Raw genomic sequence first — 25,348 nt, 5'->3', positions numbered from 1 at the left:
ATCAGTAGTGGGATGTGAGGACGGGTTTGATGCCCATGTTACGTAAGAATAGTGATGCTTTAAAAAGGGGGAGGAGCGTTGACTTACGCCCAAAGATTATCAATTATCGTAGCACTAGATTCATATCTCATCTTAGTTGCCGTCTTTTTTGGTTTTCAATTTGTCCAAGAGGCGGCTTTAACCGTTTATTCATTTGAAATGCTCGCCATTTCTTCGCTCAGTCTGCTCATTGGGCACCATATATTTGCCTGCATATTTCATGTGTACAAGCAAGTATGGGCTTATACAGGAGTAAGAGAGTTATTTTCTTTAATGAAAACCTTTGTGTGTTCTTTTTTATTTTCGATGACGATGCTGTATCTTTTCGTGCAGACATGGCCATTTCGGTTTTTATTCATCGTGTGGCTTTTTCATATCTTATTCATCGGTGCATCTCGTATGGCTTCTAGGTTATTTCATGACGGGGCCAAACGGCTTCAGGCAGAAAAAGAGCGGGCCTTAATTATTGGTGCCGGATCAGCAGGAACCATGCTCGTTCGTCAGCTTCAGCAATCGAGTGATGTACATATTGAGCCAGTCGCCTTCATCGATGATGACAAGACGAAACATCGGCTTGAAATTATGGGTCTGCCTGTTATAGGAGGAAAAGAACAAATTCAAACAGCTGTCGTGATGATGGATATTCAGAAGATCATCATCGCCATTCCGTCCAAAAGCAGCCACACCTTAAAAGGGCTGTATAAGGAATGTGTCGCGACCGGAGTCAAAACACAGATCATGCCGGAAATGGAGCAGATTTTAAAAGGAACCCATGCGCTGAATCAATTACGGGATGTACAGCCAGAGGATTTACTAGGGAGAGAACCGATTCAATTAGATACGAGCCGTCTATCTGCTCATTTAAAGGGAAAAACGATCATGGTCACAGGGGCAGGCGGATCGATTGGGTCAGAGATCTGCCGTCAAATTTGTGTGTTTGCTCCTCAAGCGATTGTACTTGTGGGACATGGAGAATTTAGCATTCATTCTATTTTACTAGAGCTGAAAGAATTATATGGAGGCAGCATCAGACTCTATCCACAAATTGCGGATATTCAAGATAAACAGAAAATGAGTGAAATCGTTGGTCAGTTTCAGCCGGATATGATTTATCATGCTGCGGCACATAAGCATGTTCCGCTCATGGAGATCAGTCCGAAAGAAGCAGTGAAAAACAATATTATCGGGACAAAAAATGTCGCAGAAGCCGCACACGAGCACGGCATTGAAACATTCGTCCTCATCTCATCTGACAAAGCGGTCAACCCTGCCAATGTGATGGGAGCCACAAAGCGGTTTGCTGAAATGCTGATCATGCAAATGGGGGCAAGCAGCGAAACAAAGTTTGTCGCCGTTCGATTTGGAAATGTACTCGGAAGCAGAGGGAGCGTCATCCCTATTTTTAAGAAACAAATCGAGCAAGGCGGGCCGGTGACGGTTACGCACCCAGCCATGACAAGATATTTTATGACCATCCCAGAAGCATCAAGGCTGGTGATTCAGGCAGGTGCACTGGCAGAAGGAAGACAGATTTTTGTTTTAGATATGGGGGAGCCAGTGAAAATCGTGGACCTCGCAGAAAACCTCATTCACCTCTCAGGCTACACCACAGACCAGATTCCAATCACTTTCACAGGCATTCGTCCTGGAGAGAAAATGTACGAGGAATTACTCAATCAGCATGAAAAAGCACAGGAGCAAATCTTCCCGAAAATTCACATCGGCCATGCGCTGGATGGTGACCCATATGTGCTGAACCGCTTTATCCATGAATTTGACATGATGAGTGAAGAACAAATGAGACAAGCCTTATTTGCTGCCATTGAGTCGCATGATATGTTGTCCGATCAGATGAAACGAGAGGAGGAAGCACTTGCCAATGAAGAAAAAAGTCTTGTTTTGCGCAACGGTTGATTATCACTTTAAGGCCTTTCATCTTCCGTATTTCCGGTGGTTTCAGGAACAAGGATGGGAAGTGCATACAGCGGCAAACGGCCAGCTGGAGCTGCCCTATGTGAATCATGCCCACTCGATTCCGATTCAGCGTTCTCCTTTTCATGTACGCAACCGGCTTGCGTATGTAGAACTGAAGAAGCTGTTAGCAAAAGAGCACTATGATTTCATCCATTGCCACACACCAATGGGAAGTGTCATCGGCAGGCTCGCAGCCAAAGGTACGCGCAAAAAAGGAACGAAGGTTCTTTACACGGCACATGGCTTTCACTTTTGGCAGGGGGCGCCGCTTCAAAACTGGCTGCTCTATTATCCAATAGAGAGATTTTTAGCCCGCTATACAGACGCTCTGATCACCATTAATGGAGAAGATTTTAAAAGAGCCGACCGTCTATCAAAGCGGGCATCTGTATATTATGTGCCCGGTATGGGTGTGGATATGAAGCGGTTCGCACCTGTCGATGAAAAAAAGAAGCAGAGCCTTCGCGCAGCCTATGGCTTTTCCTCGGAAGATTTTATCGTGCTGTGTGCTGGTGAATTAAATACGAATAAAAATCAAGGGATGCTCATCAAAGCATGTGCACAGCTGTCTAGGAAAATACCAAATATAAAGATCGTGTTTGCCGGGGAAGGGACAATGAGGCCGAACTATGAAAAGCTTACACGCCAGCTCCATCTTGAAAATCATGTCCACTTTGCTGGGTTTTGCAAACAAATGGAGGAATGGATGCATATGTGCGATGTATGTGTTTCCACCAGCTTGAGAGAAGGGCTCGGCATGAACCTGCTTGAAGCGATGTCGGCAGAAAAACCTGTGGTTGCAACGGAGAATAGAGGACATTGTGAGCTTGTCAAACATGGCGTCAATGGTTTTTTAGTTAAACCGCAAGATGTGAATAGTTTAGCTGATTACTTGCAGCAGCTCTACGGCAAAAAAGATCAGCTGCCCCTCATGGGAAAAGCGGGACGTTCTATGGCTCATGCATTTGCACAGGAGCAGACGGTCAGGGAAATGGAAGAAATTTATACAATCTATATGGATCAAGCAGAGAAGGTGATACAGCATGCATAAACCAAAGGTGTCTATGATCATGGGCGTCTACAATTGCCAAGAGACAGTAGAAGAAAGCATTGAATCTATTCTTCATCAAACATATGAAAACTGGGAGCTCATCATATGTGATGACGCATCAACAGATGGCACTTATGAGAAAGTGCTGTCTTATACAAAACGACATCCTGAAAGAATTCGCCTGATCCGCAATCAACAAAATCAAAGACTCGCTGCCAGTCTCAATCGCTGCCTGGCTGAAGCGAGGGGAGAGTTGATTGCAAGACAGGATGGCGACGATCTATCAGTGCCTGTTCGTTTAGAAAAACAGGTTCATTTCCTCGATACATATCCTGAATATGATGTGGTCGGTACGGCAATGACGGTTTTTGATGAAACGGGAACAAAGGGTGTGCGGGCACTTGTGTCAGAGCCTGATCGGAAGGTGTTGGCAAGAGGGGCTCCTTTTTGTCATGGGACCATTATGATGAGGGCTTCTGCTTACAAGGCTTTACAAGGCTATCGTTCTGTAAAAACAACAAGGCGGATGGAAGATATCGATCTTTGGATCCGCTTTTTTGCTGCTGGGAGGAAAGGCTTTAATTTACAAGAGCCGTTATATCTTGTGAGAGAGGATGAAGCGGCCTTTCAGCGGCGGAAGTTTCGATATTCGATGGACAATGCCTGGCTCGTTTTGAAAGCATGCTGGCTATTAAAACTGTCGCCGCTTGACTATGTATTTGCTCTAAAGCCGGTGGTCCGTGCCTGCTTGTCACCGAAGATCATGAAACTTTATCATCGCCGGAAGCTGGCGTCGTCTATGCTGAAGAGGAGGGCAGTTCAAGATGAGTGAGCCAAAGCGCGTGCTTCATATTGTGGGCGGAATGAACCGCGGCGGAGCTGAAACGATGATTATGAACATCTATCGTGCACTCGACAGGAATGTCCTTCAATTTGATTTCATTACTCATCGGCAGGACGTCTGTGATTATGATGAGGAAATTCGCCGGCTTGGGGGACGCATCTTTTACGTCCCAAGTATTGGGGCGTCCTCTCCGGTTGCTTTTGTGAAAACATTGACCAAGACAATTAGGCAAACAGGGCCCTATCAGGCAGTGCATGCACATACGGATTTTCAGACGGGTTTTTCCGCACTTGCTGCCAAACTAGCGGGTGTAAAGGTGCGCATTTGCCATTCACATAATACAGCGTGGAAGCAGTCGCCAAACTGGCTGGATCATATGATGCTCAAAGGGTTTCGCCAGCTGATCTTTGCATTCTCTACACAGCTTGTTGCATGCGGCGAGGATGCCGGTGTCTTTTTATTTGGACAGAAAAAAATGCAGAACGGGCAAGTTGAGGTGCTGCCAAATGGGATTGATTTAACCCTTTTTTCACAGCCTGAACCAGACGAAAAGGCAGAGATGAAAAAGCAGCTCCATCTTCGCGAAAAAAACATGGTCATCGGTCATATTGGGCGGTTCCATGAGCAAAAAAATCATGTTTTTTTTATGGAGCTGGCACAGACCTTAAAGAAGCAAGGGGTTTCATTTCAGCTTGTCCTCGCAGGAGATGGACCGTTGAAGCAAGTAGTCGAATCGTATGCAGAGAAGGCAGGCTTGATGGAGGACATTGTCTTTACAGGCGTCGTATCAGACGTTCCACAATATATGAAAGCATTTGATGTATTTGTGATGCCTTCCTTGTTTGAAGGTCTTCCGCTTGTATTAGTGGAAGCACAGGCGTCTGGTCTGCCTTGTGTGATTTCAGATCATATTACAGAGGAAGTAGATTTAGGCTGCGGGCTTGTGAAAAGGATGTCCCTGCGAAATTCCGCGCATGAATGGATGAAGGCGGTGCTTGAAGCATATCATGCAGAACCTCCTCTTCAAGAGACCATTACCTCTCAGCTTGAACAAAGAGGGTTTGATGTGAAACAGAATATTACACGTGTGATGAATCTATATGGACTGTAAGGAAGGAAAGGCAGATGGCGGTTTATTTGGTGAACATGATCATGGTCTATTTATGGTCGAGCTTTGCCGCATTTTACGGCAGGCGTGATGATACCATTCAAAGCGGATGGCGGCCTAATCAGCTTCTGGTGTTTTTTCCGTTTCTGTTTCTTTGTATCGTAGCTGGTATTCGGTATAAAGTAGGAACCGATTTTGTCACATATGGCCAGATGTATGAGTTCTCCATCAACTACGAAAAGCCTTGGCATATATTCGGATTCGGTGTGGATAAGGCTGCAACGGATCCGGGGTTTACATTTATTTTATGGATGCTTAATCAACTGTCTCATGATCCGCAAATCATGTATATCTCAGTCGGAGCCATTACTTATTTTTTTATCATCAAGACGCTTGTTCAATATGGCCGTCCATTTGAACTGAGTATGCTGCTTTTTCTTGGGACCTTTCATTATTATGCGTCGTTTAATGGCATGCGTCAGTATATGGTGGCAGCGATCCTCTTTTACGCCATTCGGTTGGTGATCAATGGCCAGTGGAAATTATATTTTCCGCTCGTCCTTGTATGTTCATTGTTTCATTCATCCGCTCTCATCATGATTCCTGTGTATTTTATTGTGAGAACAAAGGCTTGGTCTTGGATGATGCTGGTCTTATGCTTGGTGTTCTTAGGCTTAACCGCTCTTTATGACCGTTTTGTCTCAGTGTTTGTCGTGATGCTGCAAGGCAGTTCATATGGTCATTACGAGGAATGGCTCACAACGAATACGAACGGAATGAATGTGACAAAAATCGGTGTCTTGATTTTGCCGCTTCTCCTTGCTTTCTTTTATCGAAAACGACTTCGTGAGCTGACGCCTGAGAGTGATTACATTGTGAATTTTTGTTTGCTTGGTTTCTTGTTTGGCATTCTTGCAACGAAGGATGTCATTTATGCAAGGTTTCATATTTATTTTGGCTTGTATCAGCTCATTTTACTGCCATATTTCACACGCATTTTTGATCAGCGGTCTAATGTGTTTATGTATGTAGGGATTGCTGTTTGCTATATTCTGTACAGCATCATGCTGATGCCGTTCGATTCTTCGGTTTTGCCGTATAGAACGATATTTAATAAGTAGATTTGAAGAAAGGTGGGGCATGCTGTAATGCCAGCTATCAGTCTATTGGTCGCAGTTTACAATACGAGTCAATATGTGGAGCAATGTCTTCAATCAATTGCAGATCAAAGCTTTTCTGATATAGAAGTCATTCTGATCAATGATGGATCGACCGACCGCAGCGGTGAATGGCTTGAAGCATTTGCTGAGCGTGATGAGCGTTTCCGGGTAATCCATCAATCCAATCAAGGGTTAGGCGCTGTGAGAAACCGGGGCATCGAGGAAGCGAAAGGGACGTATCTCGCCTTTGTGGATTCAGATGATATTCTCGCTCCTCATTACTGTGAAGCTATGTATGAAAAAGCCGAAATGACCGGGGCAGATCTTGTTGTGAGCGAGTATTGGATTCAATTTGAACAGTCAAAGCGAACGATAGCAACGACGCTGTTAGACAAGCGCTCAGCCGAAAAAACGGATGTAATCAAAGCGTTATTACACGGAGACTTGACTGGATTCTCATGGAATAAGCTGTATCGGCGTGCCTTTATGGAAAATCACCACATTCGATTTCCGCTGCGGGGTGAGCTAGAGAACATTGAAGATCAATATGTGACGCTGCGCTGTTTTTCTTTAGCACGCAGTATCGCTTTTGTTCATGAGCCTCTTTATTATTACAGGGTTCATCTGTCATCTATTGTACAGCGATATCAGAAGCAGTATTTTCATCATGGACTGACCTTTTATCATGCACAGCGCTCGTTTTTAAAAGAGCATGATGACATCTCTCTGTATGAGAAGGCATTAGACTTTTTTATCGTCAATCATACGCTTCATTGTATGCTCAACGAATGGAAGAGCCAAAATGATCTCTCTATTAAGGAAAAGCTTGATCACATGCGTGAAATGGTCACACATGATGCTTTTCAGCATGCCGTCAAACAAGTGGAACCATCGAAGCTCACAGTACGAAAGCGAATGATTTTATTTCTTGCTAAGTGCCGATTGGTTTATCCGCTTTCTGCCGCGGCTTCTAGCTATCAAAAATGGATCGAATATCAGACAAGGAAATAGGGGTGATGGGATTGACAGTGCAGCAATTGAAGGCAAAAACCGCAGAGTGGCTGCTCTTAAAGGTCAAATATCCGCTTGAGTATAAACTGAGCCGCCAAAGGCTGCCAGAGCTGAGTCATCAGAAGAAAATCATTCTCACGCTGCTGCCGGGCCATGATAATTTAGGGGATCATGCGATTGCCTATGCGAGTTTTTGTTTTTTAAAGAAACACTTTCCAGCCTATGACATCATAGAAGTGGACATGAAAGAGATCTACCGCCTTGCCCGTCCGCTAAAGCGCAGCCGGCATCCAGAAGACATCGTCTGTATGATCGGTGGGGGCAATATGGGGGATTTATACCGGTACGAAGAATGGACGAGACAATTTATCATCAAGACCTTCAAGTCCTATCCCATGATCCAGCTGCCTGCTACTGTACATTTTACAGAAACAAAGAGAGGGAAACGAGAGGAACGCCGTGCCATTCACACGTATAGTCAGCATCCAAGACTGCTCCTCATGGCAAGAGATCAAACAACCTATGAATGGATGAAGCAGCATTTTCCTGATCAAAATGTGTGGAAACAGCCTGATATGGTGCTGTCATTAGATGAATCATCAAAGGATGAAACACGTGAAGGGGTTCTGCTTTGTCTGCGTGAGGATCAAGAAGCATATCTCACAAAGGAGGAGCGCCAGCAGCTGCAGCAGCATATTCAAGAGACATATGATCAAGTCGGTTTGATCACAACGACAATTGGCAGACGAGTCGATCGAACAACTCGCTTAGAGGAGTTAACGGCTTTGTGGACGGAGTTAAAACAAGCACAGGTCGTCGTGACAGATCGTCTGCATGGCATGATCTTTTGTGCGATCACTCATACACCGTGTGTTGTCCTGAGATCGTTTGATCATAAGGTGATGGAGGGATTTGAGTGGGTGGCTCACCTTCCGTTTATGACCCTTTTAAAAGAACCAAATGAGGCCGCTGTGAAAGAGGCCGTTCATCAGCTGATGAAAACAAGCGGTCAAAAGGGAGAGGAAGCGGGATGAGGGCTCTTAAACGCTGCGTGAAAGCACAATGAATCGAGCGTTTCTTTATAATGCCAGTGCGAACTTAATCACGTTTGTCCTGATGATGCTTATGTCTGTTTGTTTAACACCTTATATTGTTCATACGCTTGGAGTGGAAGCATTCGGCTTAATCCATCTGACACAAAATATGATCAACTATTTATCGGTCATTACGGCTTCGTTAAGTGCGGTTGTTGTGCGTTTTTTTTCTGTGGCGGCTCATAAAGGGGAGATGGAGAAGGCGCAGCGCTATCTCACTTCCTATTTCGTCAGTTCGTTTTTACTATCTATTTGTCTCTTTTTGCTTTGTCTTTTCATGTCTCAACAGCTGATTGAGTGGCTTCATGTGCCTGTTCATCTCGTGAAAGACACACAGACCGCCTTTATTTTAGGGGGTCTTTTATTTATGCTCAATTTTGTCATGTCTGGCATTGGGGCTGCCCCGTTTTATGCGAATAAGCTCTATGTATCAAGTGTTGGACAGGCGATTCAAATGTTTTTGAGGTCGCTGATGATTGTCATCCTGTTTACATGGACGACACCAGCCATTTGGCATATCCCGCTTGCGGCCGTCATAGGAAGCTTAGCGGCTATGGGAATCGGTATCTATTATTTTAAGAAACTCATCCCTTGGTTTTCGTTTAAGTGGAGGCACGTCTCATTATCGTCTAGTCTCACTCTTGTTCGATCAGGGGTCTGGCATTCATTTGAGCAAATGGGGATTTTGTTGTTTTTACAAATTGATTTATTGATGACCAACTTGCTCATTGGAGCTGAAGCGACGGGCCAGTATGCGGCAATTTTACAGTTTCCATTATTATTACGCACACTGGCAGGAACACTGGCCGTTGTGTTTGCACCCACGATCACGAAATTTTATTCGAATCAGGACAAAGAGGGACTCATTCAATATGCTGCAAACGCCATCAAGTGGAGCGGCTTATTTGTGGCGTTCCCAGCCGCACTTCTAGGAGGCCTCGCTGGTCCGCTCATGCTTTTATGGCTTGGGCCTGCTTTTGAGGAGCTGAAATGGCTCCTTATGATTCATGCGGCTTATTTATGTTTGACCTTGATGTTTTTACCGCTCACATATGTGCCGACCGTGTTTAATCGATTGAAAGTTCCTGCAGTTGTCACCCTTATATTAGGTGTGTCTAATGTGCTTTTTGCCTATGGATTGACTCATCTGCTGCAGCTTGGTTTATATGGCATTGCATCAGCGGGGGCAACGGTTTTATTGATTAAAAATATTGTGTTTCTGCCATTTTATACGGCCAGGATCACGAATCAGAAACGCACTATCTTTTATAAACATACACTGGTTCCACTTGCTGGAGGGCTATTTATTTGGGGCATCTGTGCGGGGATTCAGGCGGTATATAACGTGACTTCATGGTGGGAGCTGTTTTGTATTGGAGGGCTTTGTTTCATTCTCTATATGGGCTACTTGTATCTGTTTGCAGGAACGAAACGAGAGCGGATGCAGCTGATGCGTAAGGTAAAACATGCGGTCTCCCGCTAATATGAAAAGGAGATGCAATGATGAAAAGAATGATAGATGTGACGGTGTCATTGACGCTGCTCATCGCAGGCAGTCTTCTTTTTCTTCTCATCTATGGATTGATTAGATGGAAAATTGGAACGCCTGTGGTGTTTCGGCAGAAGCGGCCTGGTCTATATGGCCGGCCTTTTATGCTATATAAATTTCGGACGATGACCGATGAACGCGACGAACATGGGGTGCTGCTGCCAGATCATCTGCGATTAACAAAAACCGGCGCCTTGATTCGAAAGCTTAGTCTTGATGAATTGCCGCAGCTTGTCAATGTACTCAAAGGAGAGCTCAGTCTCGTCGGGCCAAGGCCGCTTTTAATGGAGTATTTGCCTATGTATACAGAAGAACAAGCAAGGCGTCATCTTGTGAAGCCCGGCATAACAGGATGGGCACAGGTGAACGGCCGAAACACGCTTTCATGGGAAGAGAAATTCACCTATGACCTTTGGTATGTCGAGCATCAATCGTTTTGGCTCGATATGAAAATTTTATGGATGACCTTGCTGAAAGTCATGAAAACAGAGGGGGTGCAGCAGCCAGATCATGCCACAGCTGAAAAATTTAAAGGAACCGATATGTAAGAAGCAAACCATTGGTTTAATTGGGGCCGGAGGACATAGCAAAGTCATTCAAGATCTCATTTTTGCACATGCCGATTTCTCATTATATGCGGTATTAGATGATCATTTTGAAGAGGCGGTCACTCAAAGCGGGATTTTGTATGGACCGATCTCCATGAGTGAGCAGCTGAGAGAGACAATGCCTCATATGAAATGGCTGATTGCGATCGGACAAAATGAGATCAGACAGCTCATGAAGGAACGCCTCTCATTTGAAGACACAGAATATGCCACACTCATTCACCCAGAGGCGGTCATGAGTCCGTCAGCTGTCATTGGAAGGGGGACTGTTGTGATGGCAAGGGCAGTGGTTCAAGCAGATGCAGCCATCGGTGAGCATACGATTATAAATACAGGGTCTATCGCCGAGCATGACTGTATACTCGAATCGTTTGTGCACCTGTCACCAGGCGCGGTGCTGACTGGCGGTGTATCCGTGCGGGAAGGTGCCCATATTGGGGCTGGTGCCGTGGTGACACCCGGTACAACGATTGGAAGCTGGTCTGTCATTGGTGCTGGAGCGGCAGTGACAAGAGATATACATGATCATAAGGTCGCTGTAGGAATTCCTGCAATGGAAATCAAAGATCGGAAAGAAGGTGGAAAGTGATGAAAGAAAGGAAGCGAATTTACTTATCTCCTCCGCATATGAGCGGAAAAGAGTCTTTCAAAATAGAGGAAGCTTTCAAGAGCAACTGGATTGCGCCGCTTGGACCGCTTGTGAATGAATTTGAACAGGCAGTGGCGGACTATGCAGGAGTGAAGACAGGAGCGGCTTTATCTTCAGGAACAGCAGCGATTCACCTTGCTTTAAAGCTGATAGGTGTGCAAAAAGGAGACATTGTCTTTTGTTCCACCCTCACGTTTGTTGCAACGGCAAATCCGATTTTATATGAACAAGCGGAGCCTGTTTTTATTGATTCTGAAAGGGAGACATGGAATATGTGCCCGCTTGCTTTAGAGAAAGCCTTACTTGAATCAAAACGTCTTGGGAAAAAACCTCGCGCGGTTATCGTTGTCCATTTATATGGACAAAGTGCAAAAATGGACGAGATCATGGCTCTGTGTGAAGCATATGATGTACCAGTCATTGAGGATGCGGCTGAATCGTTAGGTGCGCTTTATAAAGGAAGAAAAAGCGGCTCAATGGGCAAGTTCGGTATCTATTCTTTTAATGGAAATAAAATCATTACAACATCAGGGGGCGGAATGCTTGTGAGTGATGATGAAGCTGCGATTGAACGATGCCGCTTTCTTGCTTCACAGGCCAGAGAGCAAGCGATGCACTATGAGCATCAAGAGATGGGATACAACTATCGCATGAGCAACCTCTTAGCAGGGGTCGGGATTGCTCAAATGGAAGTGCTGGACGAGCGTGTTGAACAAAAGCGCCGCATTTTTCAGCGTTATCAGGACGCTTTATCAGAAGCAGAGGGTCTTCATTTGATGCCAGAATATCAAGAAACCAAATCCAACCGCTGGCTGACGGCATTGACCATTGATCGTGACACACAATTGTCTCCAGCAGATATCATTGGTGCTTTAGAAAAAGAACAAATCGAAGCAAGGCATGTATGGAAGCCGCTGCACCAGCAGCCGCTCTTTCGTCACTGCCCTTTTTATACTGCGGAAAAAGGCACTCCTGTATCTGAGCTGTTATTTGAGCGGGGGCTTTGTCTTCCGTCTGGAACGAGCATGACAGATGCAGATCAGGAGCGTATCATCCATATACTCCATGACATGCTGCGAGAAAAAACATTTACCTCTTCACAGGCTGCTCATTCGTAAGCAGCCTGCCTCTCTTACTATCAAATTCCTCAATTTATGGAGTGTTGTCATTTCGTTTTAAATATTCTGATTTCTTGATGATGTATAAATCGAGGCTGGATCAGAAGCTTTTTGCATATGATAAACACCCTTTGTCATCTTGACAAAAGGGTGTTCTTTTTCGTTCATTCGCTTTCTTTTTTCACTTTTTGATAGGCTTCATCAAGATGCTGAATTCGCTTCAATACAACCGCATTTTTGGTCAGCTGGTCTTGAACAAGCGTTGACACCACTGAGCGGTAATAGGCATTCATCGCATGAACCTTGTCTTCATTTTGGTTCATGGCGATGTGCTGCTTCAAGTTGTCGACAAAGTATGGAACGGAAAAAAGTTCAGACATAGAAATCACTCCTATTTCGTATATACGGTCCGTCAATCTTCATGTAAAATGATGAGAGGGAGGGGAGACAATGAGCCTTAAACTGCAACAAGAACAGGTATTAAAGCAGGTGCTCACACAAGAACTTAGGCAGGCCATTACGCTGCTGCAGCTGAATTGCGCAGAGCTCGGCGAGTATCTTGACCAGTTAGCGCTTGAGAACCCTCTGATTGAGCGGAAAGACACGGACAGCTATCAACCAGTTTATCATAAAAAATCACAAGATCGAATGACAGAGCCGTATCGAACGCATCAAAAAGAAAGCCTGCAAATGTTTTTAAAAAGACAGGCGATTGATTTGAATTTAAGTGAAAAGAATCAAAGAATCTTTCACTTTATGATTGACTCCATTGATTCCAATGGCTATCTAAATGAACCGATTGACGCAATGGCAGCTGTTTTAGAGGTGCCAGCTGAAGAAGTAGAAGCTGTCCTTCATCAGCTGCAATCGCTGGAGCCTGCCGGGATTGGCGCAAGATCATTACAGGAATGCATCCTCCTTCAGCTGAGAAGGAAAAAGAAGCGCTGGTATGAAGCCGAGCTGATCATCAAAGAGCATTTCTTTCTTTTTGCTAGAAAGGCTTGGAAGGAAATTGCGGCCAAAACAGGTGTTTCAATGAAAACACTCCAGGCGGTACAAGATGAAGTGTCTCAGCTTGAACCAAGACCAGGTTTTCATTTCTCATTTGATGAAGAGCATGTGTATATAGAGCCTGATGTGACGATTATTGTGGTGCAGGATCACATCACTTTTGAGCTGAATCAGCGCGCTTTTCCAGACGTAGAAATGAATGAAGGCTACTTCGCCATGATTCAAGACCAAAAGCGGCACGAAGCATATGCGTATTTAAAGGAAAAAGAGCAGCAGTACAATTGGCTTGTCCAAGCGCTGAAGCAAAGAAAGCAAACGATGACTCATGTCGTTCGTGAGATTATCTCACATCAGACCGATTTTTTTCTAACAGGGAAACATAAAATGAAACCGCTTACAATGAAGCGGATTGCAGATATACTGCAAGTCCATGAGTCAACAGTCAGCCGGACTGTAAAAGGGAAAATGGTGCAAACCCCTTATGGTCTTATGGAAATGAAACAATTTTTCCAAGCGAAATTAGAAGGGCATTCGCTAGAAGAGGCGTCCAGCTACACAGTCAAAACGCACATTGCAGAGCTCATCCAAACGGAAAACAAGAAAAAACCGTATTCAGATCAGCAAATCATGACACTGCTTCAACAAACATTTGGTATCCGTGCGTCGCGCAGAACCATTGCAAAATATCGCGAACAAATGAATCTTCCGGCCTCTACGCTGCGGAAGCGATATGATTAAAAAGAAGTACTTGCCAGAACATGGCACGTGCTTCTTTTTTGTTGAAAGCAAGGCAGCTCGAAGATTTCTTGAAAATTAAAGAGGGGGGACGTGTGATCGGAAATTTTGGGGTAAAGTATAAGATAGGGCATGAGCCGATAGGGATAGACAACAGTGATGAGGTGAGACCAATTGAAATATAAACAAATCAAAACGAAAAAAATATATGAAGAAATTGCGGATGCATTAATAGAATCCATTCGTACAGGTGAGCTTCTTCCAGGGGAAAAATTAGATTCGGTTCAAGCGCTTTCAGAAAGCTTTCAAGTCAGCCGTTCCGCTGTAAGAGAGGCACTGTCTGCTCTCAAAGCGATCGGATTAATAGAGATGAAGCAAGGGGAAGGCACGTATGTGAAGCAGTTCGATCCTGAGCAGCTCACATTTAGTTTATCTCCTGCATTTTTGATGAAGCAGCATGATCTCACACAGCTCCTTGAATTAAGATCCATTATTGAGACGGGTGCTGTCAAAAAGGCAGCGCTCTTGCGAACGGACGATGACCTTCATCAGCTGCGTGAGGCACTCGAACAAATGAAACTCGCAGAAGCACATAAAGAAACTGGTGAAGAGGCAGACCTCGCATTTCATCTCGCTTTAGCCAAAGCCTCAAAGAATGATTTATTAAAAGCGTTAATGAATCAGGTCTCCACCTTGCTGGTAGAAACAATGCGGGAAACGAGAAAAGTCGTCTTATTTTCAAGGAAAGGCTCCATTCGGCAGCTTTACAAAGAACATGAACACATTTACAAAGCCGTCATGGCAAGACAGCCAGAAGAAGCAGAAAGAGCGATGCTCACGCATTTAAAAAATGTAGAAAAACTGCTGAGTGATGTGAGTCAAGAACCGGCAGGACAGTCAGAACCACAGTAAGCTGTGCCGAATGAGGGCACAGCTCTATTATGAACGAGAAATATGCAGTTTTTTCATGCGATATTGCAGACTTTGCCTGCTCATGCCCAATAACTTTGCAGTCTGTGAAATATTATCGTCCATTTTTTCTAAGTAATGGACGATGTATTGTTTTTCGAATCGTTCCATTTGGGTTTGAAAATCAGTCGTATGTTCTGGGCTTGTATAAATAAACGTGTCAGCTGCTGCGGTATGCTGCAAAGGATTCGTCTGTAATTGCGCTGCAGGACGGCCTTCCCTATGTTTAAATCTAAAATGATATGGAAGGTGATGCATGCATAAGTAATCCTCATCCATCATCATATTCATCCCCGCTTCAATCACATGCTCCAGTTCTCGTACATTACCCGGCCAATCATACGCTTGAAAAAGGTCTAGTACCTCTTCATCAGCCGCCTTCACCTTCATTTGAAACAGCTCATTATATTTTTGAATAAAATGACTGACAAATGTAGGAATGTCTTCTTTTCGCTCAGAAAGCGGCGGAATAAATAAGGTGACAATACCCAGTCGATAAAATAAATCCTTGCGCATGCGTCCGCCTGCGATTGCATCTACAGGATCCTCATTCATATTGGCAATGACTCTTACATCAACAGCGATTTCTTTTGTGCTGCCAAGTCTTCTCACACGTTTCTCCTGTAATACACGCAGCAGTTTTGCTTGAAGACTAGGATTTAATGAGTTGATCTCATCAAGCAGCAGTGTACCTCCCTGCGCCTGTTCAAATAAGCCGGGCTGATCAGTTGCGCCTGTAAAAGCCCCTTTTTGTGTACCAAAAAGCAGACTTTCAATAAGATTATCAGGCAGTGCCGCGCAATTCTGGGTAATAAATGGTCCAGATGACCGGCTGCTGCCGTTATGAATACTTTGCGCAAATAGTTCTTTTCCCGTCCCTGTTTCTCCAACAATGAGCACATAGGAAGAGGTGCGTGTCGCTCGTTTTGCATGCTCAATCACCTCTAAAAACGCAGGGCTTTGTCCAATAATGGAATCAAAGGTAAAGCGCGTGCTTCCTTTTTTCTTCATATTGTGATGAATCAGCCGTTCCAGCTTGGTCACATCATTCGAAATTTCAACCGCTCCTTGGATGAGGCCGTCTCGAACGAGCGGGTATGTATGATTAATCGTTGTGATTTCTTTTCCATTGTAATTATGATACGTCTGCTTTGCATGAACGGTTTGTTTCCCGGTACGCAGCGCTTGGACAAGCGTACTGTGCATTTCGTCTTGGAAGACGAAGAGATCTAATACATTTTTATGGAGAACATCAGAGCGTTTCAAAGACTCAATCTCCATCATTTTTTTATTATAAACAACAGTATTGCCATTCTCGTCAATTGCATGAACCCCGACATCTATTAAATCAAGCATTTGTTTATACAGATCAATCTCATTTTCCAGCTTTGCAGTATACTGATCTTCTTTCATTGAAGCACCTCCAGACGTTACCTCTATTTTACATGAAAAATTTTGCGGTTTCCTCTAAAAAATTTGGCATATGCAAAAATATTTTGCGTAAAGAACCAGATCAATCACCGCCATAATGCGGGCAGAAAGTTGGCACGATCCTTGCATATCATATGTGTGAAGATAAAAGAGGGTAGTTTATAGAAGGAGGAATAGACGATGACACAGACAAATGAATTGATACAACAAACGGAACAATACGGTGCGGCAAACTATCATCCGCTGCCAATTGTGATTTCAGAGGCTGAAGGAGTTTGGGTGACAGACCCTGAAGGCAATCGATATATGGATATGCTGAGTGCGTATTCCGCAGTGAACCAAGGGCATCGCCATCCCCGCATTATTGAGGCGCTCAAAAAACAGGCAGACCGTGTGACACTGACTTCAAGAGCTTTTCACAATGATCAGCTTGGCCCTTGGTATGAGAAAATTTGTCAACTGACGAATAAAGAGATGGCACTCCCGATGAACACTGGCGCTGAGGCTGTAGAAACAGCCGTAAAAGCAGCAAGACGCTGGGGCTATGACGTCAAGGGAATCGAAGATAATCGCGCAGAAATCATTGCGTGCGTCGGTAACTTCCATGGCAGAACGATGACGGCTGTTTCCCTTTCTTCTGAAGCAGAATATCAAAGAGGTTTCGGTCCAATGCTTTCAGGCATTAAACTGATTCCTTACGGAGATATTGAAGCGTTACGTGAAGCCATCACACCACAAACAGCGGCTTTTCTGATCGAACCTATTCAAGGAGAAGCGGGAATTGTCATGCCGCCAGAAGGCTTCTTGAAGGAAGCGAAGTCGCTTTGTGAAAAGGAACATGTGCTATTCATTGCGGATGAAATTCAGGTCGGATTAGCACGAACAGGCAAGATGTTTGCATGTGACTGGGAAGACATTGAGCCAGATATGCTGATTCTTGGGAAAGCTTTAGGCGGCGGTGTATTCCCAATCTCGTGTGTGGTCGCAAACCGCGATATATTAGGTGTGTTTAACCCTGGATCTCACGGCTCTACCTTCGGCGGAAATCCTCTTGCGTGTGCGGTGTCGCTGGCTGCACTGGATGTCTTAATCGATGAAAACCTTGCAGCGCGTTCTATGGAGCTTGGCGAATACTTAAAAGACAAACTCACGCGCATTCAAAGTCCTGTCATCAAAGAAGTGCGCGGCCGCGGATTATTTATCGGCATGGAGCTGACAGAGGCAGCGAGACCTTATTGTGAGAAGCTGAAACAAGCAGGACTGTTATGTAAGGAAACCCATGAGACCGTCATCCGCTTTGCACCGCCTCTCACGATATCTAAAGAAGATTTAGACTGGGCGATTGGTCATATTGAAGCATTATTTCAAGCATAAATGTCAAAGGGGGAGAAACCTTCACTTTCTCCCTTTCTCTTTCAACGAACAGCGAATTTTGTCAAAGGATGATGAATAGAAAAGTGAAAGTGGGGAAGCGGATTTGAACCAAGAACAGCATAATGAACTAGAACGTTCCATGAAAAGCAGGCATCTCTTTATGATTGCCTTAGGCGGCGTCATTGGTACTGGTCTTTTCCTTGGGTCAGGACTCATTATCCATCAGGCTGGACCCGGGGGAGCCATTCTATCCTTTATCATTGGCGGATTGTTAATGTATTTGGTGATGCTCTGTCTTGGAGAATTAGCAGTGGCGATGCCGACAGCGGGTTCCTTTCAGGAGTATGCAACAAAATATATAGGTCCGTCCACAGGCTTTATGATCGGCTGGCTTTATTGGTTTAGCTGGGCATGTACAATTGGACTGGAGTTTACGTCAGCAGGCATTTTGCTCCAAAGGTGGTTCCCAGATATCCCTGTTTGGCTTTGGTGTCTTGCATTTAGCGTCATTTTATTTGCCGTGAATGCCATCTCAGCTCGCAGCTTCGCTGAAACCGAGTTTTGGTTTTCAGCCATTAAGGTCGCTGCCATCCTATTATTTATTATCATTGGAATTGGCGCAATTTTCGGAATGATTCATCTGAAAGATGGAGAACCAGCCCCTCTATTTCGTCATTTGACGGATCATGGCGGACTATTTCCTAACGGCATTTTTGCTATTTTATTAACCATGGTCACGGTCAATTTCTCCTTTCAAGGAACAGAACTTGTAGGGATTGCAGCAGGAGAGAGTGAAAACCCTGAAAAAACATTGCCTCGTTCTATACGAAATATTATTTGGAGAACGATGGTCTTTTTCGTTTTATCTATTGCGGTTCTGGCCGCACTTCTTCCGTGGCAGACAGCAGGCACTGTCGACAGCCCGTTTGTCGTCGTGCTGGACAAGGTCGGTATACCATATGCGGCAGATATCATGAATTTTATCATCATCACAGCCGTCTTATCTGTAGCAAACTCTGGATTATATGCATCATCGCGTATGCTTTGGGCGCTGTCGAAAGACGGGAAAGGACCTGACTTTACGAAAAAGCTGTCCAAGCGTAAAATTCCGATCAATGCACTATTGGTGACAATGGGTGTATCTGCACTATCTCTGCTGACAAGTGTTGTGGCACCAAAAACGGTGTATGTGTGGCTCATTTCTATTTCTGGTATGGTTCTTGTTGTGGTGTGGATGTCTATTTGCTTGTCTCAGTATTTCTTTAGAAAACAATTCATAAAGGCGGGCGGAGATGTAAAGGATCTTGTCTTTCGAACACCGCTCTATCCATTTGTTCCACTAGCAGGCTTTATCGCATTTGGCATTGTCCTCATCAGCTTATTTTTTATAGAGGATCAGCGGATCGGTCTTTATTGCGGAATCCCGTTCATGGCTGCCTGCTACATTATTTATTATCTCAAAATCAAACCGAAGGAAGAGGCAAAACAGTTTGGAACCATCACAAAAACATAAGCAGGTCCTGAAAAAAATGTGCATGCTCATATCACCAGCATGCACATTTTCCATCGTGAATACATTCTATATAAAAGAAAATAAATATTTTGAAAAGAAATATCATCGCAAGAACCTTGATGACAAGCAGGCTATCGGTGAAAATGTGTCTATTTTTTGTCTAAATGTGTTTGTAAGAGTTGAAAATGCAAGATTATCCTGTTAAAATAATTAAAGAAAGCAGGGATTGATTTTTTTTGGCTGTGGCGGGACGTTTTTTGTCACAGTGGGACGTTTTTAGTCCAACGTGAAAAGGAAGGGTCGTTAGCCATGAATCGTTTATTGGAAGCTCAAAAAAAATTATTGCCAGATCTTCTCATTGTTATGCAAAAACGCTACGACATTTTGCAGTACATCAGATTAGCTGAACCGATTGGCCGCAGAAGTCTTGCGACAAGTCTTGGTCTCAGTGAGCGCATCTTACGTGCTGAAGTTCAGTTTTTAAAAGAACAAAATCTGCTGGATGTGAAAACGAGCGGTATGATGCTGACGAGTGAGGGTCACGCTTTGCTTGAAATGCTTGAAGGAATGATGAAGGACGTTTTAGGTTTAACCTTTTTGGAAAATACATTAAAGAGAAAGTTAGGCCTGGAAGAAGTCATAATCGTTTCTGGTGACAGTGACGAATCCCCGTGGGTGAAGCAAGAAATGGGAAGAGCTGCTGTCCAATGCATGAAAAAAAGGTTTACTGGAAATAATATCGTCGCCGTCACTGGCGGAACGACGATGGAAGCCGTTGCCGAAATGATGACCCCTGATGCCAAAAACCGCGATACGATGTTTGTCCCTGCGAGAGGCGGTCTTGGGGAGAATGTAAAAAATCAGGCAAACACCATTTGTGCCCACATGGCTGAAAAAGCTTCCGGTACTTACAAACTGCTGTTTGTTCCAGGGCAGCTGTCAGAAGGTGCTTACTCTTCCATTATTGAAGAGCCGTCCGTCAAAGAAGTGCTTCAAACGATTAAATCGTCCACGATGCTCATTCATGGTATTGGTGAAGCAAAAACAATGGCGATGAGACGAAATACACCAGCTGAAGATTTAAAAAAGATTGATGAGCATGACGCAGTGACAGAGGCCTTTGGCTATTACTTTAATCGTGATGGTGAGGTCGTACACAAAGTGCACTCCGTCGGCATGCAGCTAGATGATCTAGAAAGCATTCCACACATCATTGCTGTTGCAGGTGGATCATCAAAGGCGGGGGCGATTGAAGCTTATTTCAAAAAACCGCGCCGAACGGTTCTCGTCACAGACGAAGGAGCCGCAAAAGAGTTATTAAGGGAGTCAATTGATCCCTCAATATAAAACATTGTGACCTATAAAAGGAGGAAACATCATGGCAGTAAAAGTCGGTATTAACGGATTTGGACGTATTGGACGTAACGTATTTCGTGCAGCATTAAATAATCCTGAAGTTGAGGTAGTAGCGGTTAACGATCTAACAGATGCTAACATGCTTGCACACCTTTTACAATATGACTCTGTTCACGGAAAACTAGATGCAGAGGTTTCTGTAGACGGTACAAACTTAGTAGTGAACGGTAAAACAATCGAAGTATCAGCTGAGCGTGACCCTGCGAAATTAAGCTGGGGTAAACAAGGCGTAGAAATCGTTGTTGAATCTACTGGATTCTTCACAAAACGTGCAGACGCTGCGAAACACTTAGAAGCTGGCGCTAAAAAAGTCATCATCTCTGCTCCTGCTAACGAAGAAGATATCACAATCGTTATGGGTGTAAACGAAGACAAATACGATGCAGCTAGCCACGATGTCATCTCTAATGCATCTTGTACGACAAACTGCTTAGCTCCATTTGCAAAAGTACTTAACGATAAATTTGGTATCAAACGCGGTATGATGACAACTGTTCACTCATACACAAATGACCAGCAAATTCTTGATCTTCCGCACAAAGACTACCGTCGTGCTCGTGCAGCTGCGGAAAACATCATCCCAACTTCTACAGGTGCTGCGAAAGCTGTTTCACTTGTATTGCCTGAACTTAAAGGTAAATTAAACGGTGGCGCTATGCGGGTTCCAACACCGAACGTTTCTTTAGTTGACCTTGTTGCTGAATTAAACCAAGATGTAACAGCTGAAGACGTAAATGCAGCACTTAAAGAAGCAGCTGAAGGAGAACTTAAAGGAATCCTTGGCTACAGCGAAGAGCCATTAGTATCTGGTGACTACAATGGTAATGCAAACTCTTCAACAATCGATGCTCTTTCTACAATGGTGATGGAAGGCAGCATGGTGAAAGTAATCTCTTGGTACGATAACGAGAGCGGATATTCTCACCGCGTTGTTGACCTTGCAGCTTACATTGCAAAACAAGGTCTTTAATTTCTCACACTGAAGGAACTCACTTGGTTCTTTCGTAGAGACACGATATAATGAAGACGGACAAGGGAAGGGGAAGCATCCCTTTCCCTTTTTCTCTGTTTTTATCCGTTCTGCACGATTTCTCGTTTTGATGAGGGCAAAATGGGAAAAGGATAAAGAGAGTCTTGTCCAATGCGTAAGGAAACCAGAATAAAGGAGGATCTCCTGACGAGCATGAATAAGAAATCAGTAAAAGACATTGACGTAAAAGGTAAAGTTGTGTTCTGCCGCGTAGATTTTAACGTTCCGATGAAGGACGGAGAAGTGACGGATGATACTCGTATCCGCGCAGCATTACCAACAATTGAGTATTTAACAGGACAAGGCGCAAAGGTACTGCTAGCTAGTCATTTGGGTCGTCCGAAGGGTCAAGTTACTGAAGAACTGCGTCTGACACCTGTGGCAAAACGTCTGCAAGAGCTTCTTGGAAAAGAAGTGAAAAAAGCAGATGAAGCTTACGGCGACAACGTGAAAAAGCAAATCTCTGACTTAAAAGAAGGAGATGTGCTAGTGCTTGAAAACGTTCGTTTCTATCCTGGTGAAGAAAAGAACGATCCTGAATTATCAAAAGCATTTGCTGATTTAGCCGATGTGTATGTCAATGATGCGTTCGGTGCTGCACACCGTGCACATGCATCGACAGCTGGTATTGCAGCTTATCTTCCGGCTGTTTCAGGCTTCCTCATGCAAAAAGAGCTTGAGGTTCTAGGGAAAGCCATTTCAAATCCTGATCGCCCATTTACAGCGATTATCGGCGGCGCAAAGGTAAAGGATAAAATTGGTGTGATTGAAAGTCTTCTTGATAAAGTGGACAACCTCATCATCGGCGGCGGACTTGCTTACACATTTGTGAAAGCACTTGGCCACGAGGTAGGGAAATCTCTATTAGAAGAAGATAAAGTCGATTTAGCGAAATCCTTTATGGACCGTGCAAAAGAAAAAGGCGTGAACTTCCTGATTCCAACAGATGTTCTGGTAGCCGACGACTTTTCAAATGATGCGAATACAAGCATTGTGCCAATCTCTGAAATTCCAAGTGATCTAGAAGCGCTTGATATTGGAACAGAGACAAGAGAAAAGTATGCTGATGTTATTAAAAACAGCAAACTTGTTGTCTGGAACGGACCAATGGGTGTATTTGAAATCGATGCATTCGCTAAAGGAACAAAAGCTATCGCAGAAGCACTGGCAGAAGCAAAAGATACATATTCTGTCATTGGCGGTGGAGATTCAGCAGCAGCTGTTGAGAAATTTGGTCTTGCCGATCAGATGAGCCATATTTCTACAGGCGGCGGCGCTTCACTTGAATTTATGGAAGGCAAAGAACTTCCTGGTGTTACTGCATTAAACGATAAATAAGACCAAAACTGCTATAAGGAAGTGTCAATCATGAGAAAACCAATTATAGCTGGGAACTGGAAAATGAACAAAACACTTGGCGAAGCAGTCAGCTTCGTTGAAGAAGTCAAGTCATCTATTCCATCTCCTGACAAAGTGGAATCCATTGTCTGTGCGCCAGCTCTTTTCCTTGAAAAGCTAAACAGCCTATCAAACGGAACAGACCTTAAAATTGGTGCACAAAACATGCACTTTGAAGAAAATGGTGCATTCACTGGGGAAATCAGCCCTGCTGCTCTAAAAGATCTAGGCATCGGCTATTCAGTGATTGGGCATTCAGAGCGCCGTGAATTCTTTGCTGAAACAGATGAAACAGTGAACAAAAAAGCACATGCTGCATTCAAGCATGGCATCGTTCCAATCATTTGTGTAGGTGAAACGCTTGAAGAGCGTGAAGCTGGCAAAACAAATGAACTTGTCGCTGATCAAGTGAAGAAAGCACTAGCTGGTTTAACGAAACAGCAAGTTGCTGAATCTGTGATTGCATACGAGCCAATCTGGGCTATCGGTACAGGAAAATCTTCTACAGCGAAAGATGCAAACGACGTTTGTGCACACATCCGCCAAACCGTTGCAAGCGAATTTGGTCAAGAAGCGGCAGACAGCCTTCGCATTCAATATGGCGGAAGCGTGAAGCCGGCAAATATTAAAGAATATATGGCAGAATCCGATATTGACGGTGCTTTGGTAGGCGGCGCAAGCTTAGAACCTCAGTCTTTCGTTCAATTATTGGAGGAAGGTCAATATGAGTAAGAAACCAGCTGCATTAATCATCTTAGACGGGTTCGGTTTAAGAGGCGAAACAGTCGGTAACGCTGTCGCACAAGCAAAAAAACCGAACTTTGACCGCTACTGGAATGAATTTCCGCATCAAACCTTAACGGCTTCAGGTGAGGCAGTAGGTCTCCCGGAAGGTCAAATGGGGAACTCTGAAGTGGGGCATTTGAACATCGGTGCAGGACGCATTGTGTATCAAAGCTTAACAAGGGTGAATGTTGCCATTCGTGAAGGGGAATTTGAGAAAAACGAAACGTTCCTAGATGCAATGACGTATGCAAAAGAGAATGACAAGGCGCTTCATTTATTTGGACTCTTGTCAGACGGCGGTGTGCACAGTCACATCCAGCATCTTTTTGCCCTGCTGAAGCTGGCGAAAAAAGAAGGGTTAACAAAGGTATATATTCATGGCTTCTTGGACGGACGTGATGTTGGTCAGAAGACAGCCAAAGTGTACTTGAAACAGCTGGAAGAACAAATCAAAGAAATCGGTGTCGGTGAAGTGGCAACACTTTCAGGACGCTATTACTCAATGGACCGTGACAAACGCTGGGATCGTGTGGAGAAAGCGTACCGCGCGATGGCATATGGTGAAGGGCCAAGCTATCAAAACATCTATGATGTCGTTGATGACTCCTATGAAAATGGAATCTACGATGAATTCGTTATTCCATCTGTCATTACGAGAGAAAATGGTGAGCCGGTTGCCAAAGTAAGCGACGGCGACTCTGTGATTTTCTATAACTTCCGTCCAGACCGTGCCATCCAAATCTCGAACACTTTCACAAATGCAGATTTCCGCTCGTTTGACCGCGGAGAAGCTCATCCGAAGAATTTACACTTCGTCTGTTTCACACACTTTAGTGAAACGGTTGATGGTTATGTTGCCTTCAAACCAGTGAATTTGGATAACACAGTAGGAGAAGTGCTTTCTCAAAACGGATTGAAACAGCTGCGGATTGCTGAAACAGAGAAATATCCTCATGTCACGTTCTTTATGAGCGGTGGACGTGAAGAAGAATTTCCTGGTGAAGACCGCATCTTAATCAATTCACCAGATGTAGCAACCTATGACCTCAAGCCGGAAATGAGCGCTTACGAGGTAAAGGATGCACTTGTTGCAGACATCAATGCTGACAAGCATGATGCGATCATTCTGAACTTTGCTAACCCGGATATGGTTGGTCATTCAGGTATGCTCGAGCCAACAATCAAAGCCATTGAAGCAGTAGATGAGTGCTTAGGAGCTGTAGTCGACGCAATCCTGGCAAAAGGCGGACATGCCATCATCACGGCAGACCACGGTAACGCAGACGTGCTGATTACCGAAGAAGGAAAGCCGCATACTGCACATACAACGAATCCTGTTCCAGTCATCGTGACGAAAAAAGGTGTGACGCTTAGAGAAGGCGGCATTTTAGCCGATCTATCTCCAACGCTTTTAGACTTACTTGGTCTTGAAAAACCAAAAGAGATGACAGGAACATCATTAATTCAGAAATAAAAAAAT

General features: G+C 44.3%; 22 protein-coding genes. 20 read left to right on the top strand and 2 right to left on the bottom strand.

What is annotated here, in order from left to right:
• Positions 1-78: 78 nt before the first annotated feature.
• Genes M1D81_RS16295 through M1D81_RS16245 form a run of 11 tightly spaced genes read left to right on the top strand, consistent with a single transcriptional unit; the run spans position 79 to position 12,205 of the window.
• Complete coding sequence (locus tag M1D81_RS16295) at positions 79-1,953, top strand: polysaccharide biosynthesis protein (protein WP_456266345.1); 1,875 nt, start codon at positions 79-81, stop codon at positions 1,951-1,953.
• Positions 1,919-3,064 carry a glycosyltransferase family 4 protein gene (locus M1D81_RS16290; protein WP_456266346.1) on the top strand — a complete coding sequence of 382 codons (1,146 nt, stop codon included), beginning with the start codon at positions 1,919-1,921 and terminating at the stop codon, positions 3,062-3,064. Before M1D81_RS16295 ends, M1D81_RS16290 begins: the two co-directional genes overlap by 35 nt.
• Positions 3,057-3,896, top strand: a complete 840-nt coding sequence (locus tag M1D81_RS16285; protein WP_456266347.1) for a glycosyltransferase family 2 protein — start codon at positions 3,057-3,059, stop codon at positions 3,894-3,896. The genes M1D81_RS16290 and M1D81_RS16285 overlap by 8 nt, the downstream gene beginning before the upstream one ends.
• A complete protein-coding gene (locus M1D81_RS16280; protein ID WP_456266348.1) occupies positions 3,889-5,019 on the top strand; it encodes a glycosyltransferase family 1 protein in 1,131 nt (376 codons plus the stop codon). The genes M1D81_RS16285 and M1D81_RS16280 overlap by 8 nt, the downstream gene beginning before the upstream one ends.
• 14 nt (positions 5,020-5,033) lie before the next feature.
• Positions 5,034-6,137, top strand: coding sequence for an EpsG family protein (locus M1D81_RS16275; RefSeq protein WP_456266349.1), 1,104 nt, complete (start codon positions 5,034-5,036; stop codon positions 6,135-6,137).
• 27 nt (positions 6,138-6,164) lie between these two features.
• Positions 6,165-7,187 (top strand): glycosyltransferase family 2 protein, encoded by a 1,023-nt coding sequence (locus M1D81_RS16270; RefSeq protein ID WP_197202598.1) that lies wholly within the window; start codon positions 6,165-6,167, stop codon positions 7,185-7,187.
• A gap of 5 nt (positions 7,188-7,192) precedes the next feature.
• A complete protein-coding gene (locus M1D81_RS16265; protein ID WP_456266350.1) occupies positions 7,193-8,221 on the top strand; it encodes a polysaccharide pyruvyl transferase family protein in 1,029 nt (342 codons plus the stop codon).
• A gap of 28 nt (positions 8,222-8,249) precedes the next feature.
• Positions 8,250-9,764, top strand: coding sequence for an MATE family efflux transporter (locus tag M1D81_RS16260; RefSeq protein WP_456266351.1), 1,515 nt, complete (start codon positions 8,250-8,252; stop codon positions 9,762-9,764).
• 20 nt (positions 9,765-9,784) lie between these two features.
• On the top strand, positions 9,785-10,378 hold the full coding sequence (locus M1D81_RS16255; RefSeq protein WP_456266352.1) for a sugar transferase: 594 nt from the start codon (positions 9,785-9,787) through the stop codon (positions 10,376-10,378).
• Complete coding sequence (locus M1D81_RS16250) at positions 10,341-11,027, top strand: acetyltransferase (RefSeq protein WP_456266353.1); 687 nt, start codon at positions 10,341-10,343, stop codon at positions 11,025-11,027. Before M1D81_RS16255 ends, M1D81_RS16250 begins: the two co-directional genes overlap by 38 nt.
• On the top strand, positions 11,027-12,205 hold the full coding sequence (locus M1D81_RS16245; protein ID WP_456266354.1) for a DegT/DnrJ/EryC1/StrS family aminotransferase: 1,179 nt from the start codon (positions 11,027-11,029) through the stop codon (positions 12,203-12,205). The genes M1D81_RS16250 and M1D81_RS16245 overlap by 1 nt, the downstream gene beginning before the upstream one ends.
• Positions 12,206-12,369: 164 nt before the next feature.
• Here M1D81_RS16245 and yvfG read toward each other — a convergent pair whose 3' ends face one another.
• A complete protein-coding gene (yvfG, locus tag M1D81_RS16240; RefSeq protein ID WP_024423509.1) occupies positions 12,370-12,585 on the bottom strand; it encodes a protein YvfG in 216 nt (71 codons plus the stop codon).
• Positions 12,586-12,655: 70 nt separating this feature from the next.
• Here yvfG and rpoN point away from each other — a divergent pair, with 70 nt between their 5' ends.
• Positions 12,656-13,954 (top strand): RNA polymerase factor sigma-54, encoded by a 1,299-nt coding sequence (rpoN, locus tag M1D81_RS16235; RefSeq protein ID WP_456266355.1) that lies wholly within the window; start codon positions 12,656-12,658, stop codon positions 13,952-13,954.
• A 171-nt stretch (positions 13,955-14,125) separates the two neighbouring features.
• Entirely contained in the window at positions 14,126-14,863 is a 738-nt protein-coding gene (locus tag M1D81_RS16230; protein WP_456266356.1) for a FadR/GntR family transcriptional regulator, read from the top strand.
• Positions 14,864-14,890: 27 nt separating this feature from the next.
• Here M1D81_RS16230 and M1D81_RS16225 read toward each other — a convergent pair whose 3' ends face one another.
• Positions 14,891-16,333, bottom strand: coding sequence for a sigma-54 interaction domain-containing protein (locus M1D81_RS16225; protein ID WP_456266357.1), 1,443 nt, complete (start codon positions 16,331-16,333; stop codon positions 14,891-14,893).
• A 198-nt stretch (positions 16,334-16,531) separates the two neighbouring features.
• Between M1D81_RS16225 and M1D81_RS16220 the strand changes: the two genes are divergently transcribed.
• From M1D81_RS16220 to gpmI, 7 genes are all read left to right on the top strand, one after another.
• Entirely contained in the window at positions 16,532-17,725 is a 1,194-nt protein-coding gene (locus tag M1D81_RS16220; RefSeq protein WP_456266358.1) for an ornithine--oxo-acid transaminase, read from the top strand.
• A gap of 139 nt (positions 17,726-17,864) precedes the next feature.
• Positions 17,865-19,238 (top strand): amino acid permease, encoded by a 1,374-nt coding sequence (locus M1D81_RS16215; protein ID WP_456267098.1) that lies wholly within the window; start codon positions 17,865-17,867, stop codon positions 19,236-19,238.
• A 309-nt stretch (positions 19,239-19,547) separates the two neighbouring features.
• Complete coding sequence (locus tag M1D81_RS16210; protein WP_456266359.1) at positions 19,548-20,585, top strand: sugar-binding transcriptional regulator; 1,038 nt, start codon at positions 19,548-19,550, stop codon at positions 20,583-20,585.
• A 31-nt stretch (positions 20,586-20,616) separates the two neighbouring features.
• On the top strand, positions 20,617-21,624 hold the full coding sequence (gene gap / locus M1D81_RS16205) for a type I glyceraldehyde-3-phosphate dehydrogenase (RefSeq protein WP_007500174.1): 1,008 nt from the start codon (positions 20,617-20,619) through the stop codon (positions 21,622-21,624).
• 213 nt (positions 21,625-21,837) lie between these two features.
• Positions 21,838-23,022, top strand: coding sequence for a phosphoglycerate kinase (locus M1D81_RS16200; protein WP_024426073.1), 1,185 nt, complete (start codon positions 21,838-21,840; stop codon positions 23,020-23,022).
• A gap of 30 nt (positions 23,023-23,052) precedes the next feature.
• On the top strand, positions 23,053-23,814 hold the full coding sequence (gene tpiA / locus M1D81_RS16195; RefSeq protein WP_017359213.1) for a triose-phosphate isomerase: 762 nt from the start codon (positions 23,053-23,055) through the stop codon (positions 23,812-23,814).
• A complete protein-coding gene (gpmI, locus tag M1D81_RS16190) occupies positions 23,807-25,342 on the top strand; it encodes a 2,3-bisphosphoglycerate-independent phosphoglycerate mutase (RefSeq protein WP_456266360.1) in 1,536 nt (511 codons plus the stop codon). The genes tpiA and gpmI overlap by 8 nt, the downstream gene beginning before the upstream one ends.
• Positions 25,343-25,348: the final 6 nt, after the last annotated feature.

The organism is Bacillus sp. JZ105 (assembly GCF_053903125.1).
Note: the sequence above shows the minus strand (reverse complement) of the source record. Positions and strands in the feature narration are given on the sequence as shown.

Coding starts and splice junctions, on each gene's coding strand:
- M1D81_RS16290 (WP_456266346.1), top strand. CDS start 1,919: ATGAAGAAAAAAGTCTTGTTTTGCGCAACGGTTGATTATCACTTTAAG.
- M1D81_RS16285 (WP_456266347.1), top strand. CDS start 3,057: ATGCATAAACCAAAGGTGTCTATGATCATGGGCGTCTACAATTGCCAA.
- M1D81_RS16280 (WP_456266348.1), top strand. CDS start 3,889: ATGAGTGAGCCAAAGCGCGTGCTTCATATTGTGGGCGGAATGAACCGC.
- M1D81_RS16275 (WP_456266349.1), top strand. CDS start 5,034: ATGGCGGTTTATTTGGTGAACATGATCATGGTCTATTTATGGTCGAGC.
- M1D81_RS16270 (WP_197202598.1), top strand. CDS start 6,165: ATGCCAGCTATCAGTCTATTGGTCGCAGTTTACAATACGAGTCAATAT.
- M1D81_RS16265 (WP_456266350.1), top strand. CDS start 7,193: ATGGGATTGACAGTGCAGCAATTGAAGGCAAAAACCGCAGAGTGGCTG.
- M1D81_RS16260 (WP_456266351.1), top strand. CDS start 8,250: ATGAATCGAGCGTTTCTTTATAATGCCAGTGCGAACTTAATCACGTTT.
- M1D81_RS16255 (WP_456266352.1), top strand. CDS start 9,785: ATGAAAAGAATGATAGATGTGACGGTGTCATTGACGCTGCTCATCGCA.
- M1D81_RS16250 (WP_456266353.1), top strand. CDS start 10,341: ATGCCACAGCTGAAAAATTTAAAGGAACCGATATGTAAGAAGCAAACC.
- M1D81_RS16245 (WP_456266354.1), top strand. CDS start 11,027: ATGAAAGAAAGGAAGCGAATTTACTTATCTCCTCCGCATATGAGCGGA.
- yvfG (WP_024423509.1), bottom strand. CDS start 12,585: ATGTCTGAACTTTTTTCCGTTCCATACTTTGTCGACAACTTGAAGCAG.
- rpoN (WP_456266355.1), top strand. CDS start 12,656: ATGAGCCTTAAACTGCAACAAGAACAGGTATTAAAGCAGGTGCTCACA.
- M1D81_RS16225 (WP_456266357.1), bottom strand. CDS start 16,333: ATGAAAGAAGATCAGTATACTGCAAAGCTGGAAAATGAGATTGATCTG.
- M1D81_RS16220 (WP_456266358.1), top strand. CDS start 16,532: ATGACACAGACAAATGAATTGATACAACAAACGGAACAATACGGTGCG.
- M1D81_RS16215 (WP_456267098.1), top strand. CDS start 17,865: ATGAAAAGCAGGCATCTCTTTATGATTGCCTTAGGCGGCGTCATTGGT.
- M1D81_RS16210 (WP_456266359.1), top strand. CDS start 19,548: ATGAATCGTTTATTGGAAGCTCAAAAAAAATTATTGCCAGATCTTCTC.
- gap (WP_007500174.1), top strand. CDS start 20,617: ATGGCAGTAAAAGTCGGTATTAACGGATTTGGACGTATTGGACGTAAC.
- M1D81_RS16200 (WP_024426073.1), top strand. CDS start 21,838: ATGAATAAGAAATCAGTAAAAGACATTGACGTAAAAGGTAAAGTTGTG.
- tpiA (WP_017359213.1), top strand. CDS start 23,053: ATGAGAAAACCAATTATAGCTGGGAACTGGAAAATGAACAAAACACTT.
- gpmI (WP_456266360.1), top strand. CDS start 23,807: ATGAGTAAGAAACCAGCTGCATTAATCATCTTAGACGGGTTCGGTTTA.